Raw genomic sequence first — 17,093 nt, forward strand, 5'->3', positions numbered from 1 at the left:
GATATTGCCCGGTGATTTTCATTAAATCTGACTATACTTAGCTCATTTTCCGACGGGTGTCCCGTCTGGTCTGACTGAGACAAGCTTTCAAGGATTCGTAACGTGATTAGCGATATCAGAAAAGATGCTGAAATCCGCATGGAAAAATGCGTTGAAGCATTCAAAAACCAAATCAGCAAAATTCGCACGGGTCGTGCTTCTCCGAGCCTGCTGGACGGGATTATTGTTGAATACTACGGTACCCCGACCCCGCTGCGCCAGCTGGCCAGCGTTACGGTAGAAGACTCCCGTACGCTGAAAATCAACGTCTTTGACCGCTCCATGAGCCCGGCCGTTGAAAAAGCAATCATGGCGTCCGACCTCGGTTTGAACCCAAGCTCTGCCGGCAGCGATATTCGTGTTCCGCTGCCGCCGCTGACCGAAGAACGTCGTAAAGATCTGACCAAGATCGTGCGTGGCGAAGCGGAGCAGGCGCGTGTCGCCGTGCGTAACGTTCGCCGTGATGCGAACGACAAAGTTAAAGCTCTGCTCAAAGAGAAAGAGATCAGCGAAGATGACGATCGCCGTTCTCAGGACGACGTGCAGAAAATGACTGACGCCGCCATCAAGAAAGTTGACGCGGCGCTGGCAGATAAAGAAGCGGAACTGATGCAGTTCTGATGCTCTGCTGTTGCTCGGGCCGACACTTCCTGGCCTGAGTAAAATCTGAAACGCCGTACAGAAGACTGTACGCTCAATTCTCGGGATTGCGTTGAGACGGCTGGCCTTGTAGCCTTTAGCGCTAAGTTGAAGGCCTGATGCCGCCGTCTTATCCCCGATAGTTGTCGCGTAGGGGCTTGCTGGCGGCGTTTTGCTTTTTATTCTGTTTCCTTTCTTCTGGACGTCTCATGAAGCAATTAACCGTTCTCGGTTCGACCGGATCCATTGGCTGTAGCACGCTGGACGTGGTACGCCATAACCCTGGTTGCTTTTCCGTCGCCGCGCTGGTCGCGGGGAAAAACGTTGACCGCATGGTTGAACAATGCCTGGAATTTACCCCTCGCTTCGCGGTGATGGATGATGCGCAAAGCGCTGAGCGGTTGCGCACCCGTCTGCATGAGCATGGCTGCCGTACCGAGGTGTTGAGCGGCCAGCAGGCGGCAGCTGAGGTCGCGGCGCTGGATGAAGTCGATCAGGTGATGGCGGCTATCGTCGGCGCGGCGGGACTGGTGCCGACGCTGGCGGCGATCCGCGCCGGGAAAACGGTGTTGTTGGCGAATAAAGAATCGCTGGTGACCTGCGGTCGCTTGTTCATGGAGGCCGTTCAGCGGTCGGGGGCGCGATTGCTGCCGGTCGATAGCGAACATAACGCTATTTTTCAGAGTATGCCGGAGACAATTCAACAGCATCTGGGATACGCTGACCTCACCCAGAATGGCGTTTCGTCGATTCTGTTGACCGGTTCAGGAGGCCCTTTCCGCGAGACGGACGTGGCTGAACTGTCGGCGATGACCCCGGATCAGGCCTGCCGCCATCCAAACTGGTCAATGGGACGTAAGATCTCCGTCGACTCAGCCACGATGATGAACAAAGGTCTGGAGTATATTGAAGCGCGCTGGCTGTTCAATGCCTCGGCGCAGCAGATGGAAGTGCTGATCCACCCGCAGTCGGTGATCCACTCGATGGTTCGCTATCAGGACGGCAGCGTGCTGGCCCAGCTTGGGGAGCCGGATATGCGCACGCCGATTGCCCATACCATGGGCTGGCCACAGCGCCTGACCTCCGGGGCCAAACCGCTGGACTTCTGCCAGCTGAGCAACCTGAGCTTCTCAGCGCCGGACTACACTCGGTATCCTTGCCTGAAGCTGGCGATGGACGCGTTTGATGTCGGCCAGGCGGCCACTACGGCGCTGAATGCGGCCAATGAAGAGTCGGTTGCCGCGTTTCTGCATGGCGATATCCGCTTTACCGATATTGCGGCGGTGAATCTGGCGGTGCTGGATAAGATGAACCTGCAGGAGCCGCAAAGCATTGATGACGTTCTGGTTATCGACGCTGACGCTCGTGCGGTAGCTCACCAGCAGCTGAAGCGTTTGGGCGCGCAGGCGTAACGCGGTGGTATTTGTGGGCGAAAGGCTTCGGTGATATAGTCTGCGCCACCCGATCGTTGCATTTTGTTGTTAAAGATTACGGTGGCCGTGGCAAAACACGGCTTTTTTGCGTAAAGCTTTTGGTTGTTCTCTGCGATTGGCTGCAGCCCCGGCATCGGATAAAAATGCGTATCCAGCGCGGCCCGGTGGCCTCTGTTTGGTGGCTAGTTAATCCTTATTATGGACTTAAAACGCGTGATGTTGTCTGCTAATCAAACTGTCAGCGAAATATCGCCAACACATGGCTGCCGTCATGTCGCCATTATTATGGATGGCAACGGCCGTTGGGCGAAACGGCAAGGTAAAATTCGCGCTTTCGGGCACAAGGCCGGTGCGAAATCCGTGCGTCGTGCGGTCTCCTTTGCGGCGAATAATGGAATTGAGGCGTTAACGTTATACGCGTTCAGCAGCGAAAACTGGAATCGTCCGGCTCAGGAAGTCAGCGCGCTGATGGAACTGTTCGTCTGGGCGCTGGATAGCGAAGTCAAAAGTCTGCACCGACACAATGTGCGTTTGCGGGTGATTGGCGACACCACGCGCTTCAATGCACGCCTGCAGGAACGCATCCGCAAAGCGGAAGCGTTGACCGCAAACAATACCGGCTTAACGCTGAACATTGCGGCAAATTACGGTGGTCGCTGGGATATTACCCAGGGCGTTCGTCTGCTGGCCAAACAAGTGCAGGACGGGACGCTGCTGCCTGAAGAGATCACGGAAGAGATGCTGAGTCAGCAGGTCTGCATGCATGAACTGGCTCCCGTTGATTTAGTTATTAGGACCGGGGGAGAGCACCGAATAAGTAACTTTTTGATTTGGCAAATTGCCTATGCCGAACTTTACTTTACGGATGTTCTTTGGCCCGATTTTGCTGAACAGGACTTTGAAGGTGCACTCCATGCCTTTGTTAATCGAGAGCGTCGTTTCGGCGGCACTGAGCCGGGTGGCAGTCATGCCTGATGGGGGTCACTTTTGCTGAAGTATCGCCTGATATCTGCTTTCGTCTTAATTCCCGTCGTCATTGCGGCGCTGTTCTTATTGCCGCCGATGGGGTTTGCTATCGTGACCCTCGTGGTCTGTATGCTCGCCGCGTGGGAGTGGGGGCAACTGAGCGGTTTCAACTCAACGTCGCAGCGGGTCTGGCTGGCGGTGCTGTGCGGCCTTCTGCTGGCTGCCATGCTTTTTCTGCTGCCTGAATACCATTATGACGTTCATCAACCGATGGTCGAAGGTTCACTATGGGCCTCGTTCGCCTGGTGGATCGTCGCCCTGTTACTGGTGTTATCGTACCCGGCGTCGGCGGCATTCTGGCGCCATTCCAAAGTGCTGCGCCTTATCTTCGGCATATTGACCATCGTCCCGTTTTTCTGGGGCATGTTGGCGCTGCGCGCCTGGCACTATACCGATAATCACTATAGCGGCGCGGTGTGGCTGCTGTACGTCATGATCCTGGTCTGGGGTGCCGACTCGGGCGCCTACATGTTTGGCAAAATGTTCGGCAAGCATAAGCTGGCGCCGAAGGTTTCACCGGGAAAAACCTGGCAGGGTTTTTTTGGCGGTTTGCTGACGGCGGCCGTGATCTCCTGGGCTTACGGGGTGTGGGCGCATCTTGACGTCACGCCGACGGTGCTACTGGTCTGTTCCGTGGTGGCGGCCCTGGCTTCCGTGCTGGGCGACCTGACGGAAAGTATGTTTAAGCGCGAGGCCGGCATTAAGGATAGCGGGCACTTGATTCCCGGACACGGCGGTATTCTCGATCGTATCGACAGCCTGACGGCGGCGGTACCGGTCTTCGCCTGTTTGCTACTGTTGGTCTTCAGGACGATTTGACGGAAGGTTATATGCTGAGCGTGCTCTGGAATCTGGCAGCTTTTATCATTGCGCTTGGCGTACTGATTACGGTGCATGAGTTTGGCCATTTTTGGGTGGCGCGCCGCTGCGGCATCCGGGTTGAGCGTTTTTCTATTGGCTTTGGCAAAGCGCTGTGGCGGCGGATGGATAAGCAGGGCACGGAGTTCGTCATTGCTTTGATCCCGCTGGGCGGCTACGTCAAGATGCTGGACGAGCGCGTCGAGGCGGTAGCGCCGGAGATGCGCCACTACGCTTTCAACAATAAAACCGTCGGCCAGCGTGCGGCGGTGATTGCCGCAGGCCCCATCGCTAACTTCCTTTTCGCAATCTTTGCCTACTGGCTGGTCTTTATCATCGGCGTTCCCGGCGTGCGGCCGGTGGTGGGTGAAATAACGCCCAATTCGGTTGCCGCGCAAGCACAAATTGCAAAAGGAACGGAACTTAAAGCGATAGATGGTATCGAAACGCCTGATTGGGATGCGGTGCGTATGCAGCTGGTGGCCAAAATCGGCAACTCGCAAACAATACTTACCGTCGCCCCTTTCGGGACCAATCAGCGCCAGGATAAAATCGTCGATCTGCGGCACTGGGCGTTTGAGCCAGACAAGCAAGATCCCGTGACCTCGCTGGGGATCCAGCCGCGCAGCGCGCAGATTGATACGGTGCTGGCGGAAGTCCAGGCGGGCTCGGCGGCCCAGAAAGCGGGTTTGCAAGCGGGCGACCGGATCGTTAAAGTCGATGGTCAACCGTTAACGCAGTGGATGACGTTTGTTAATCTGGTGCGAGATAATCCGGGCAAAGCGCTGGCGCTGGAGATTGAACGGCAGGGGAGTGCGCTGCCGTTAACCCTGACGCCGGATGCGAAAACGGTAAAAGGTAAGGCAGAAGGGTTCGCAGGGGTGGTGCCAAAGGTCATCCCGCTACCTGAGGAATACAAGACAGTACGTCAGTACGGACCGTTTGCCGCCATCGCTGAAGCCACGGATAAAACCTGGCAGCTGATGTCACTGACGGTCAGGATGCTGGGTAAATTGATAACCGGTGATGTCAAACTGAACAACCTCAGTGGGCCGATCTCTATCGCTCAGGGGGCTGGAATGTCAGCGGAGTTTGGGTTGATTTATTATCTGATGTTCCTTGCGCTGATTAGCGTGAACCTCGGAATCATCAACCTGTTCCCACTGCCCGTACTGGATGGGGGACATCTGCTGTTTTTAGCGATCGAAAAGCTGAAGGGCGGGCCGGTATCCGAGCGAGTTCAAGACTTTAGTTATCGCATTGGCTCAATACTGCTGGTGCTGTTAATGGGGCTTGCACTTTTCAATGATTTCTCTCGGTTATAAGAGAGTTTGTTAGGAAGAACGCATAATAACGATGGCGATGAAAAAGTTGCTCATAGCGTCGCTGCTGTTTAGCAGCGCGACTGTATACGGTGCTGAAGGGTTCGTGGTGAAGGACATTCATTTCGAAGGCTTGCAGCGTGTCGCTGTTGGTGCGGCCCTCCTCAGTATGCCAGTGCGTCCTGGCGATACGGTGACCGACGATGATATCAGTAACACTATTCGCGCGCTGTTTGCCACTGGCAACTTCGAGGACGTCCGCGTCCTGCGCGACGGTGATACCCTGCTGGTGCAGGTGAAAGAGCGTCCGACGATCGCCAGCATCACCTTCTCCGGCAACAAGTCGGTGAAAGATGACATGCTCAAGCAGAACCTTGAGGCTTCTGGTGTTCGGGTGGGCGAGTCGCTTGACCGCACGACCATCGCGGATATCGAGAAGGGTCTTGAGGATTTCTACTACAGCGTCGGTAAATACAGCGCCAGCGTCAAAGCGGTTGTGACGCCGCTGCCGCGTAACCGTGTCGATCTGAAGCTGGTCTTCCAGGAAGGCGTCTCCGCAAAAATTCAGCAGATCAATATCGTCGGCAACCATGCGTTTTCGACCGATGAACTGATCTCCCACTTCCAGCTGCGCGATGAGGTACCGTGGTGGAACGTGGTCGGCGACCGTAAATACCAGAAGCAGAAGCTGGCGGGCGACCTTGAAACCCTGCGCAGCTACTATCTGGATCGCGGTTATGCCCGTTTCAACATCGATTCTACTCAGGTTAGCCTGACGCCGGACAAGAAAGGGATCTACATTACCGTCAACATCACCGAAGGCGATCAGTACAAGCTTTCCGGGGTGCAGGTAACGGGCGATCTCGCGGGCCATTCGGCCGAAATCGAAGCGCTGACCAAAGTCGAGCCGGGCGAACTGTACAACGGCGCGAAAGTAACCAAGATGGAAAACGACATCAAGAAACTGTTGGGTCGTTATGGTTACGCCTACCCGCGCGTTCAGTCGCAGCCGGAAATCAACGACAGCGATAAGACCGTCAAACTGCACGTCAACGTCGATGCGGGTAACCGCTATTACGTGCGTAAAATTCGCTTCGAAGGCAACGACACCTCCAAAGATGCCGTACTGCGCCGCGAAATGCGCCAGATGGAAGGCGCATGGCTGGGGAGCGATCTCGTCGATCAGGGTAAAGACCGTCTCAACCGTTTAGGCTTCTTCGAAACGGTGGATACCGATACCCAGCGCGTGCCGGGCAGCCCGGACCAGGTCGACGTTGTCTACAAGGTGAAAGAGCGTAATACCGGTAGCTTCAACTTCGGCATCGGCTACGGTACCGAAAGCGGCGTCAGCTTCCAGGCGGGCGTCCAGCAGGATAACTGGTTAGGTACGGGTTATGCTGTCGGGATCAACGGCACCAAAAATGACTACCAGACCTATACCGAACTGTCGGTGACCAACCCGTACTTCACCGTAGACGGTGTGAGCCTCGGCGGTCGTATCTTCTATAATGACTTTGATGCGAACGATGCGGATCTGTCTGACTATACCAACAAAAGCTATGGTACAGACGTCACGCTGGGCTTCCCGGTCAACGAATACAATACGCTGCGCGCCGGTGTCGGTTATGTCCATAACTCCCTGTCCAATATGCAGCCGCAGGTGGCGATGTGGCGTTACCTGAACTCGATGGGCCAGTATCCGGACAACACCAACGACCGGAACTCGTTCAGTGCGAATGACTTCACCTTCAACTACGGTTGGACCTATAACAAGCTTGACCGCGGCTTCTTCCCAACGGAAGGTTCGCGCGTCAACCTGAACGGTAAGGTGACCATTCCGGGCTCAGACAACGAATACTACAAAGCGACGCTGGATACGGCGACCTACGTGCCGATCGACAACGATCACCAGTGGGTAGTGCTGGGGCGTACCCGCTTTGGCTATGGCGATGGTATCGGCGGCAAAGAGATGCCGTTCTATGAGAACTTCTATGCCGGTGGTTCCAGCACCGTGCGTGGTTTCCAGTCGAACACCATCGGTCCGAAGGCGGTATACTTCCCGTCGAGCAGCCGTCATGATGGCGATAGCGGTTATACCAATGACTGTAAGAGCACCGAATCCGCACCGTGTAAATCTGATGATGCGGTGGGCGGTAACGCGATGGCGGTGGCCAGCCTGGAGCTGATTACCCCGACACCGTTTATTAGTGACAAATATGCGAACTCGGTCCGTACTTCCTTCTTCTGGGATATGGGTACCGTATGGGATACTCACTGGGATTCGAACGCCTATGGCGGCTATCCGGATTACAGTGATCCGAGCAACATCCGTATGTCTGCGGGTATTGCCGTGCAGTGGATGTCGCCGTTGGGGCCGTTGGTCTTCTCCTACGCCCAACCGTTCAAAAAGTACGATGGAGACAAAGCCGAACAGTTCCAGTTTAACATTGGTAAAACCTGGTAATTGTAGGTGGCAACGGAATGCAAGTGCAGTATAGCGCTGACTGTAGGCGATAACGCGTTTATCGCCTCGCCACGCAAATAACGGTACCCCTGGGTACTCATGGGATGGTAAGGAGTTTATTGTGAAAAAGTGGTTATTAGCTGCAGGTCTGGGTTTGGCAATGGTTACTTCCGCTCAGGCGGCAGATAAAATTGCCCTGGTGAACATGAACAGCCTGTTCCAACAGGTTGCCCAGAAAACTGGCGTTTCCAACACGCTGGAAAACGAGTTCAAAGGCCGCGCTAGCGAACTGCAGCGTATGGAAGGCGACCTGCAGTCTAAAATGCAGCGTCTGCAGTCCATGAAGCCGGGCGCCGATCGTACCAAACTGGAAAAAGACGTGATGGCTCAGCGCCAGAGCTTCTCCCAGAAAGCGCAGGCATTTGAGCAAGATCGCGCACGTCGTTCTAACGAAGAGCGTGGCAAACTGGTTACCCGCATCCAGACTGCTGTACAGAGCGTAGCGAAAGATCAGAGCATCGATCTGGTGGTTGACGCAAATGCCGTTGCATACAACAGCGGCGATGTAAAAGACATCACCGCTGATGTGCTGAAACAGGTTAAATAAGTAATGCCTTCAATTCGACTGGCTGATCTCGCGCAGCAGTTGGATGCAGAATTACACGGTGATGGCGATATCGTCATCACCGGCGTTGCGTCCATGCAGAGCGCGAAAACGGGCCAAATCACTTTCATGGTCAACCCTAAGTACCGTGAACACCTGGCCGCTTGTCAGGCTTCTGCCGTTGTCATGACGCAGGATGATTTGCCTTTTGCCCATAGCGCCGCGCTGGTAGTGCGTAATCCCTACCTGACCTACGCGCGCATGGCTCAAATTCTTGATACCACGCCGCAGCCGGCACAGGATATCGCGCCGAGCGCGGTTATCGATCCGTCGGCGAAGCTGGGTAACAACGTGGCGATCGGTGCTAACGCCGTTATCGAATCCGGTGTTGTGCTGGGCGATAACGTGGTGATCGGCGCAGGCTGCTTCGTTGGGAAAAATACGAAAATTGGTGCCGGCTCGCGTTTGTGGGCCAATGTGACCATTTACCATGAGATTGAGATCGGCGAGAATTGCCTGATCCAGTCCAGCACGGTGATCGGCGCGGATGGCTTCGGCTACGCTAACGATCGTGGCAACTGGGTAAAGATCCCGCAGCTTGGTCGCGTTATTATTGGCGATCGCGTGGAGATCGGCGCCTGTACCACTATCGATCGCGGCGCGCTGGATGACACCCTTATCGGTAATGGCGTCATTATCGATAATCAGTGTCAGATTGCGCATAACGTGGTGATTGGCGACAATACCGCGGTTGCCGGCGGTGTTATCATGGCCGGAAGCCTGAAAATTGGCCGCTACTGCATGATTGGCGGCGCCAGCGTGATTAATGGCCATATGGAAATCTGCGATAAAGTCACCGTCACGGGGATGGGGATGGTTATGCGTCCTATTTCTGAACCTGGCGTATACTCCTCCGGTATTCCGCTGCAGCCGAACAAGGCGTGGCGTAAAACTGCGGCGCTGGTGATGAATATTGACGAGATGAGCAAGCGCCTGAAAGCGATTGAGCGCAAGGTTAATCAACAAGACTAATTCATCATTTGGTCACATGACATTTCCGGCCTGTTGCATTCGCTAAAAGATTGCCGCAGGCCGTGTTATTATTGCCTTTTAGTACATTTAGACAGGAAGAGTATTTTGACTACTGACACTCATACTCTGCACATTGAAGAGATTCTGGAACTTCTGCCTCACCGTTACCCGTTCCTGCTGGTAGACCGCGTGCTGGATTTTGAAGAAGGTCGTTTTCTGCGCGCAGTAAAAAATGTTTCTGTAAACGAGCCGTTTTTCCAGGGTCACTTCCCTGGTAAGCCGATTTTGCCGGGCGTGCTGATTCTGGAAGCGATGGCGCAGGCCACCGGGATTCTGGCATTTAAAAGCGTCGGGAAACTGGAGCCAGGCGAGCTGTACTATTTCGCGGGCATCGACGAAGCGCGCTTCAAACGTCCGGTAGTACCAGGCGATCAGATGATTATGGAAGTCACTTTCGAGAAAACCCGTCGTGGCCTGACCCGCTTTAAGGGCGTCGCGATGGTTGACGGTAAAGTGGTTTGCGAAGCGACGATGATGTGTGCGCGTAGCCGGGAGGCCTGATACGTGATTGATAAAACCGCTTTTGTTCATCCTACCGCCATTGTAGAAGAAGGCGCCGTCATTGGCGCTAACGTTCACATTGGTCCGTTTTGTATTGTTGGCGCTAACGTCGAAATTGGCGAAGGCACCGTACTGAAGTCTCATGTCGTCGTTAACGGCCACACCAAAATCGGCCGTGACAATGAGATCTATCAGTTCGCTTCCATCGGCGAAGTTAACCAGGATCTGAAATATGCTGGCGAACCGACCCGGGTGGAAATTGGCGATCGCAACCGCATCCGCGAAAGCGTCACCATTCATCGCGGCACAGTACAGGGCGGTGGATTAACAAAGGTGGGCAACGATAACCTGCTGATGATCAACGCCCACGTGGCGCACGATTGTACGCTTGGCGATCGCTGCATTCTGGCCAATAACGCAACCTTGGCCGGTCACGTATCTCTGGATGATTTCGTCATCATCGGCGGCATGACTGCAGTACACCAGTTCTGCATCATCGGCGCACACGTCATGGTTGGCGGTTGCTCCGGCGTGGCGCAGGACGTTCCGCCGTTCGTGATTGCCCAGGGTAACCACGCCACCCCGTTTGGCGTGAACATCGAAGGGCTGAAACGCCGCGGCTTTAGCCGTGAGGCGATTACCGCGATTCGTAACGCGTATAAACTGCTGTACCGCAGCGGCAAAACGCTGGACGAAGCCAAACCGGAAATCGCCGAACTGGCGACTCAGTATCCTGAAGTTCAGCCGTTTGTCGATTTCTTTGCCCGTTCCACTCGCGGCTTGATTCGTTAATGGCTGAACCGCGTCCCCTGACGATTGCCCTGGTCGCCGGAGAAACCTCCGGCGATATTCTTGGTGCAGGCCTCATCCGGGCCCTCAAAGCGCGCATCCCTGATGCACGCTTTGTCGGCGTGGCGGGGCCGCTGATGCAGGCGGAAGGGTGCGAAGCCTGGTACGAAATGGAAGAGCTGGCGGTGATGGGCATTGTTGAAGTGCTTGGTCGCTTACGCCGCTTACTGCATATTCGCGCCGATTTAACCCGCCGTTTTGGCGAGCTGCGCCCCGATGTCTTTGTCGGCATCGACGCCCCTGACTTCAATATTACCCTCGAAGGGAATCTGAAAAAGCAGGGCATCAAAACGATTCACTACGTCAGCCCGTCGGTCTGGGCCTGGCGACAAAAACGCGTTTTCAAAATCGGCAGATCGACCGATCTGGTGCTGGCATTTCTGCCTTTCGAAAAAGCGTTTTATGACAAATTTAACGTCCCTTGCCGCTTTATCGGCCATACCATGGCGGATGCGATGCCGCTGGATCCCGACAAGAACGCTGCGCGTGACCGGTTAGGGATCCCGCACAATGTGCGCTGTCTGGCGCTGCTGCCCGGCAGCCGCGGCGCGGAAGTTGAAATGCTCAGCGCGGACTTTCTGAAAACCGCACAGTTGTTACGCGTCACCTATCCCGATCTGCAGGTGGTGGTGCCGCTGGTCAATGCCAAACGGCGGGAGCAGTTTGAGCGAATCAAAGCTGAGACGGCGCCGGATATGATCGTGCATATGCTGGATGGTCAGGCGCGCGATGCGATGATCGCCAGCGACGCCGCGCTGCTGGCCTCCGGGACGGCGGCGCTGGAGTGCATGCTGGCGAAGTGCCCAATGGTGGTTGGCTACCGCATGAAGCCGTTCACCTTCTGGCTGGCAAAGCGTCTGGTGAAAACCGACTACGTCTCCTTGCCGAATCTGCTGGCCGGGCGCGAGCTGGTCAAAGAGCTGCTGCAGGATGAATGCGAGCCGCAGGCGCTGGCTGCCGCCCTGAAGCCGCTGCTGGCCGATGGCAAAACCAGCCACGAAATGCATGAGACGTTCCGCGCGCTGCATCAGCAGATCCGCTGCAACGCCGATGAGCAGGCCGCGGACGCCGTACTGGAGTTAGCAAAACAATGATGGAGTTCGTCTATCCGCATACCCATCTGGTTGCCGGCGTTGATGAAGTTGGCCGCGGGCCACTGGTTGGCGCGGTAGTGACCGCGGCGGTGATCCTCGATCCCGCGAAGCCGATTGTGGGTCTGAATGATTCCAAAAAACTCAGCGAGAAGCGTCGTCTGGCGCTGTGCGATGAGATTAAAGAGAAAGCGCTGTGCTGGAGCCTGGGGCGCGCCGAGCCGCACGAAATCGACGAGCTGAATATTCTGCATGCCACTATGCTGGCGATGCAGCGCGCCGTCGCCGGCCTGAGCATTGTTCCTGAGTTTGTCCTGATCGATGGCAACCGCTGTCCGTCGCTGCCGATGCCCTCCCTGGCGGTGGTGAAAGGCGACAGCCGGGTGGCAGAAATCAGCGCAGCGTCTATTCTGGCAAAAGTCACTCGTGACGCCGAAATGGCCACGCTGGATCTCGCATTTCCCCACTACGGTTTTGCCCAGCACAAAGGCTATCCCACCGCTGTTCACCTGCAGAAGCTGCAGGAACACGGCGCAACAGAGCATCACCGGCGCAGTTTTGGCCCGGTGAAGCGTGCCCTGGGCCTGGCGTCCAACTAAGTCACCGGGATCTAAAGATGGCTGAACCACGTTTCGTACACCTGCGGGTGCACAGCGACTATTCCATGATCGATGGGCTGGCAAAGACCGGGCCGCTGGTGAAAAAGGCGGCCTCGCTTGGCATGCCGGCGCTGGCGATCACCGATTTCACCAACCTGTGTGGACTGGTGAAGTTCTACGGGACGGGACACGGCGCGGGCATTAAGCCGATTGTCGGCGCCGACTTTCACGTGCAGTGCGACCTGCTCGGCGACGAGTTTACCGAGCTGACTGTACTGGCGGCGAATAATGCGGGTTATCAGAATCTGACGCTGCTCATTTCCCGCGCCTACCAGCGCGGCTACGGCGCGCTGGGGCCGTGGATTGACCGCGACTGGCTGGTAGAACATCAGGAAGGGTTGATTCTGCTCTCCGGCGGCCGTAAAGGCGACGTTGGTGTTAGCCTGATCCGCGGCAATATGCCGTTAGTGGAACAGTGCGTCGCGTTCTATGAAGAGCATTTCCCGGACCGTTATTTTCTTGAGCTGATCCGCACCGGTCGTCAGGATGAAGAGTCCTATCTCCACGCCGCGGTGGCGCTGGCGGAAGCGCGTGGCCTGCCGGTGGTGGCGACCAACGATGTCCGCTTCCTCGACACCAGCGATTTCGACGCCCATGAAATCCGCGTCGCGATCCACGACGGCTTCACGCTCGACGACCCGAAACGGCCGCGCAATTACTCGCCGCAGCAATATATGCGCAGTGAGGAGGAGATGTGCGAGCTGTTCGCCGATATCCCGGAAGCGCTGGAAAACAGCGTTGAGATCGCCAAACGATGCAACGTCACCGTGCGGCTTGGTGAATATTTCCTGCCGCAGTTCCCGACGGGCGATATGACCACCGAAGATTTCCTGGTCATGAAATCGAAAGAGGGTCTGGAAGAGCGTCTGGAATTCCTCTTCCCGGATCCTGCCGTACGTGCTGAAAAGCGCCCGGCGTATGACGAGCGTCTGGATATTGAACTCCAGGTCATCAACCAGATGGGGTTCCCGGGCTACTTCCTGATCGTCATGGAGTTTATCCAGTGGTCGAAGGATAACGGCGTACCGGTTGGCCCGGGCCGCGGTTCCGGCGCCGGTTCACTGGTGGCCTACGCGCTGAAAATCACCGATCTTGATCCGCTGGAATTTGATCTGCTGTTCGAACGTTTCCTTAACCCGGAGCGTGTCTCGATGCCCGACTTCGACGTCGATTTCTGCATGGAGAAACGCGACCAGGTTATTGAGCATGTGGCGGACATGTATGGCCGCGATGCGGTATCGCAGATCATCACCTTCGGTACCATGGCGGCGAAAGCGGTTATCCGCGACGTGGGCCGTGTGCTGGGTCACCCGTACGGCTTTGTCGACCGTATCTCCAAGCTGGTGCCGCCCGATCCGGGCATGACGCTGGCGAAAGCGTTTGAAGCCGAACCGCAGCTGCCGGAAATCTACGAGGCGGACGAAGAAGTTAAAGCGCTGATCGACATGGCGCGTAAGCTGGAAGGGGTGACGCGAAACGCCGGTAAACACGCCGGTGGGGTGGTTATCGCTCCCACTAAAATCACCGACTTTGCGCCGCTGTATTGCGATGAGCAGGGGCTGCATCCGGTTACCCAGTTTGACAAGAACGACGTCGAATACGCCGGGCTGGTAAAATTCGACTTCCTCGGTCTGCGTACGCTCACTATCATTAACTGGGCGCTGGAGATGATCAACAAGCGGCGGGCGAAGAACGGCGAAGGGCCGTTGGATATTGCCGCTATCCCGCTGGATGACAAGAAAAGCTTCGACATGCTGCAGCGCTCGGAAACCACCGCGGTCTTCCAGCTTGAATCACGCGGCATGAAAGATCTGATTAAGCGTCTGCAGCCTGACTGCTTCGAAGATATGATCGCGCTGGTGGCTCTGTTCCGTCCGGGCCCGCTGCAGTCGGGAATGGTAGATAACTTTATCGACCGTAAGCACGGCCGCGAAGAGATTTCCTACCCGGACGTACAGTGGCAGCATGAGAGCCTGAAACCGGTGCTGGAGCCGACCTACGGCATTATCCTGTATCAGGAACAGGTCATGCAGATTGCCCAGGTGCTTTCCGGTTATACCCTCGGCGGCGCAGATATGCTGCGCCGTGCGATGGGTAAGAAAAAACCGGAGGAGATGGCCAAGCAGCGTGGCACCTTCGAAGAAGGGGCGAGGAAAAACGGTGTTGATGGTGAACTGGCGATAAAAATCTTCGACCTGGTGGAGAAATTCGCCGGTTACGGGTTTAACAAATCGCACTCCGCTGCCTACGCGCTGGTCTCTTACCAGACGCTATGGCTTAAGGCGCACTATCCGGCTGAGTTTATGGCGGCGGTAATGACCGCCGATATGGACAACACTGAGAAGGTGGTTGGTCTGGTGGATGAGTGCTGGCGTATGGGGCTGAAAATTTTGCCCCCGGATATTAACTCCGGCCTGTACCATTTCCACGTCAATGATGACGGTGAGATCGTCTACGGCATCGGCGCCATCAAAGGCGTTGGCGAAGGGCCGATCGAAGCGATCATTGAGGCGCGCAACAATGGCGGTTATTTCCGCGAGCTGTTCGACCTCTGCGCGCGGACCGATATTAAAAAGCTCAACCGTCGGGTGCTGGAAAAACTGATTATGTCCGGGGCGTTCGATCGTCTCGGTCCGCATCGCGCAGCGCTGATGAATTCGCTGGGCGATGCGTTAAAAGCCGCCGACCAGCACGCGAAAGCGGAGGCCATTGGCCAGGCCGATATGTTCGGCGTGCTGGCGGAAGAGCCTGAGCAAATTGAACAGTCCTACGCCAGCTGCCAGCCGTGGCCTGAGCAGGTGGTGCTGGATGGTGAAAGGGAAACCCTGGGGCTGTATCTGACCGGGCACCCGATTAACCAGTACCTGAAAGAGATCGAGCGCTACGTCGGTGGCGTGCGGCTCAAAGACATGCATCCGACCGATCGTGGTAAAGTGACCACGGCGGCGGGGCTGGTGATTGCGGCGCGGGTAATGGTCACCAAGCGCGGCAATCGTATCGGCATCTGTACGCTGGATGACCGTTCCGGGCGTCTGGAGGTGATGTTGTTCACCGACGCGCTGGATAAATATCAGCAGTTGCTGGAAAAAGACCGCATACTTATCGTCAGCGGACAGGTCAGCTTTGATGACTTTAGCGGGGGGCTTAAAATGACCGCCCGCGAAGTCATGGACATTGACGAAGCCCGGGAAAAATATGCTCGCGGGCTTGCTATCTCGCTGACGGACAGGCAAATTGATGACCAGCTTTTAAACCGACTCCGTCAGTCTCTGGAACCCCACCGTTCGGGAACCATTCCAGTGCACCTCTACTATCAGAGGGCGGATGCACGCGCGCGGTTGCGTTTCGGCGCAACATGGCGCGTCTCTCCGAGCGATCGTTTACTTAACGATCTGCGTGGCCTTATCGGCTCGGAGCAGGTGGAACTGGAGTTTGACTAATACAGGAATACTATGAGTCTGAATTTCCTAGATTTTGAACAGCCGATTGCAGAGCTGGAAGCGAAAATCGATTCCCTGACTGCGGTAAGCCGTCAGGATGAGAAACTGGATATTAACATTGACGAAGAAGTGCATCGTCTGCGCGAGAAAAGCGTAGAGCTGACGCGCAAAATCTTCGCCGATCTTGGTGCATGGCAGGTAGCCCAGCTGGCGCGCCATCCACGTCGTCCCTATACCCTGGATTATGTCCGCCTGGCCTTCGACGAGTTTGACGAACTGGCCGGTGACCGCGCCTACGCTGACGATAAAGCGATTGTCGGCGGTATTGCGCGTCTTGATGGTCGTCCGGTGATGATCATCGGCCACCAGAAAGGTCGCGAAACCAAAGAGAAGATCCGTCGCAACTTTGGTATGCCGGCCCCGGAAGGTTACCGCAAAGCGCTGCGCCTGATGGAGATGGCTGAGCGGTTTAAAATGCCGATCATCACCTTCATCGACACCCCTGGCGCCTACCCGGGTGTTGGTGCGGAAGAGCGCGGCCAGTCTGAAGCGATTGCCCGCAACCTGCGTGAAATGTCGCGTCTGAGCGTGCCGGTTATCTGCACCGTGATCGGTGAAGGCGGCTCCGGCGGCGCGCTGGCGATTGGCGTGGGCGACAAGGTCAATATGCTGCAGTACAGCACCTATTCGGTCATTTCGCCGGAAGGCTGCGCGTCCATTCTGTGGAAAAGTGCGGATAAAGCACCGCTGGCCGCGGAAGCGATGGGTATTGTCGCGCCGCGTCTGAAAGAGCTGAAGCTGATTGACTCTATCGTTCCGGAACCGCTGGGCGGCGCGCACCGCAACCCGGAAGTGATGGCAGCGAGCCTGAAAGCGCAGCTGCTGGCAGACCTGGCCGATCTTGATCTGCTCAGCGAAGAAGAGCTGCTGAACCGCCGCTATCAGCGCCTGATGAGCTACGGTTACGCCTAAGTTTTTCGCGAGCGCAAAACACTAAGGGCCGGATTTTCCGGCCCTTTTTTTATGTGCGATGCGCCGAGGGGATTGCTATGATGCTTGACTTAGGTGAATACCAG

General features: G+C 56.2%; 14 protein-coding genes. All 14 read left to right on the plus strand.

Going from position 1 to position 17,093, the window contains the following annotated elements; all coding sequences use genetic code 11:
* The first annotated feature begins 102 nt into the window (after positions 1-102).
* The 14 genes from frr (at position 103) to accA (ending at position 16,989) form a co-directional block, all read left to right on the plus strand.
* Entirely contained in the window at positions 103-660 is a 558-nt protein-coding gene (gene frr, locus CWM53_RS10250; protein ID WP_061155704.1) for a ribosome recycling factor, read from the plus strand.
* A gap of 227 nt (positions 661-887) precedes the next feature.
* Positions 888-2,090 (plus strand): 1-deoxy-D-xylulose-5-phosphate reductoisomerase, encoded by a 1,203-nt coding sequence (gene ispC, locus CWM53_RS10255; protein WP_074386829.1) that lies wholly within the window; start codon positions 888-890, stop codon positions 2,088-2,090.
* A 237-nt stretch (positions 2,091-2,327) separates the two neighbouring features.
* Entirely contained in the window at positions 2,328-3,086 is a 759-nt protein-coding gene (gene ispU, locus CWM53_RS10265; protein WP_012968905.1) for a (2E,6E)-farnesyl-diphosphate-specific ditrans,polycis-undecaprenyl-diphosphate synthase, read from the plus strand.
* Positions 3,087-3,098: 12 nt separating this feature from the next.
* Positions 3,099-3,956: a phosphatidate cytidylyltransferase gene (cdsA, locus tag CWM53_RS10270; protein WP_061155702.1), complete on the plus strand. Its 858-nt coding sequence runs from the start codon at positions 3,099-3,101 to the stop codon at positions 3,954-3,956.
* An 11-nt stretch (positions 3,957-3,967) separates the two neighbouring features.
* Positions 3,968-5,320: a sigma E protease regulator RseP gene (rseP, locus tag CWM53_RS10275; protein WP_061155701.1), complete on the plus strand. Its 1,353-nt coding sequence runs from the start codon at positions 3,968-3,970 to the stop codon at positions 5,318-5,320.
* Positions 5,321-5,351: 31 nt separating this feature from the next.
* Complete coding sequence (gene bamA, locus CWM53_RS10280) at positions 5,352-7,781, plus strand: outer membrane protein assembly factor BamA (protein ID WP_061155700.1); 2,430 nt, start codon at positions 5,352-5,354, stop codon at positions 7,779-7,781.
* Between the two features lie 121 nt (positions 7,782-7,902).
* A complete protein-coding gene (gene skp / locus CWM53_RS10285; protein ID WP_061155699.1) occupies positions 7,903-8,388 on the plus strand; it encodes a molecular chaperone Skp in 486 nt (161 codons plus the stop codon).
* Positions 8,389-8,391: 3 nt separating this feature from the next.
* The gene (gene lpxD / locus CWM53_RS10290; protein ID WP_008807350.1) at positions 8,392-9,417 is read left to right on the plus strand and encodes a UDP-3-O-(3-hydroxymyristoyl)glucosamine N-acyltransferase; all 1,026 of its coding nucleotides are present in this window, start codon (positions 8,392-8,394) and stop codon (positions 9,415-9,417) included.
* A 105-nt stretch (positions 9,418-9,522) separates the two neighbouring features.
* Complete coding sequence (gene fabZ / locus CWM53_RS10295; protein WP_061155698.1) at positions 9,523-9,978, plus strand: 3-hydroxyacyl-ACP dehydratase FabZ; 456 nt, start codon at positions 9,523-9,525, stop codon at positions 9,976-9,978.
* Positions 9,979-9,981: 3 nt separating this feature from the next.
* A complete protein-coding gene (gene lpxA / locus CWM53_RS10300; protein ID WP_061155697.1) occupies positions 9,982-10,770 on the plus strand; it encodes an acyl-ACP--UDP-N-acetylglucosamine O-acyltransferase in 789 nt (262 codons plus the stop codon).
* Positions 10,770-11,921 (plus strand): lipid-A-disaccharide synthase, encoded by a 1,152-nt coding sequence (gene lpxB, locus CWM53_RS10305; RefSeq protein ID WP_074386828.1) that lies wholly within the window; start codon positions 10,770-10,772, stop codon positions 11,919-11,921. Before lpxA ends, lpxB begins: the two co-directional genes overlap by 1 nt.
* A complete protein-coding gene (gene rnhB / locus CWM53_RS10310) occupies positions 11,918-12,517 on the plus strand; it encodes a ribonuclease HII (protein ID WP_012542806.1) in 600 nt (199 codons plus the stop codon). The genes lpxB and rnhB overlap by 4 nt, the downstream gene beginning before the upstream one ends.
* A gap of 17 nt (positions 12,518-12,534) precedes the next feature.
* Positions 12,535-16,017 (plus strand): DNA polymerase III subunit alpha, encoded by a 3,483-nt coding sequence (gene dnaE, locus CWM53_RS10315; RefSeq protein ID WP_061155695.1) that lies wholly within the window; start codon positions 12,535-12,537, stop codon positions 16,015-16,017.
* A 12-nt stretch (positions 16,018-16,029) separates the two neighbouring features.
* Positions 16,030-16,989, plus strand: coding sequence for an acetyl-CoA carboxylase carboxyl transferase subunit alpha (gene accA / locus CWM53_RS10320; protein WP_061155694.1), 960 nt, complete (start codon positions 16,030-16,032; stop codon positions 16,987-16,989).
* The last annotated feature ends 104 nt before the right edge of the window (positions 16,990-17,093 follow it).

It is taken from the genome of Klebsiella sp. A-Nf5 (assembly GCF_002810545.1).
GTDB lineage: Bacteria > Pseudomonadota > Gammaproteobacteria > Enterobacterales > Enterobacteriaceae > Klebsiella > Klebsiella variicola.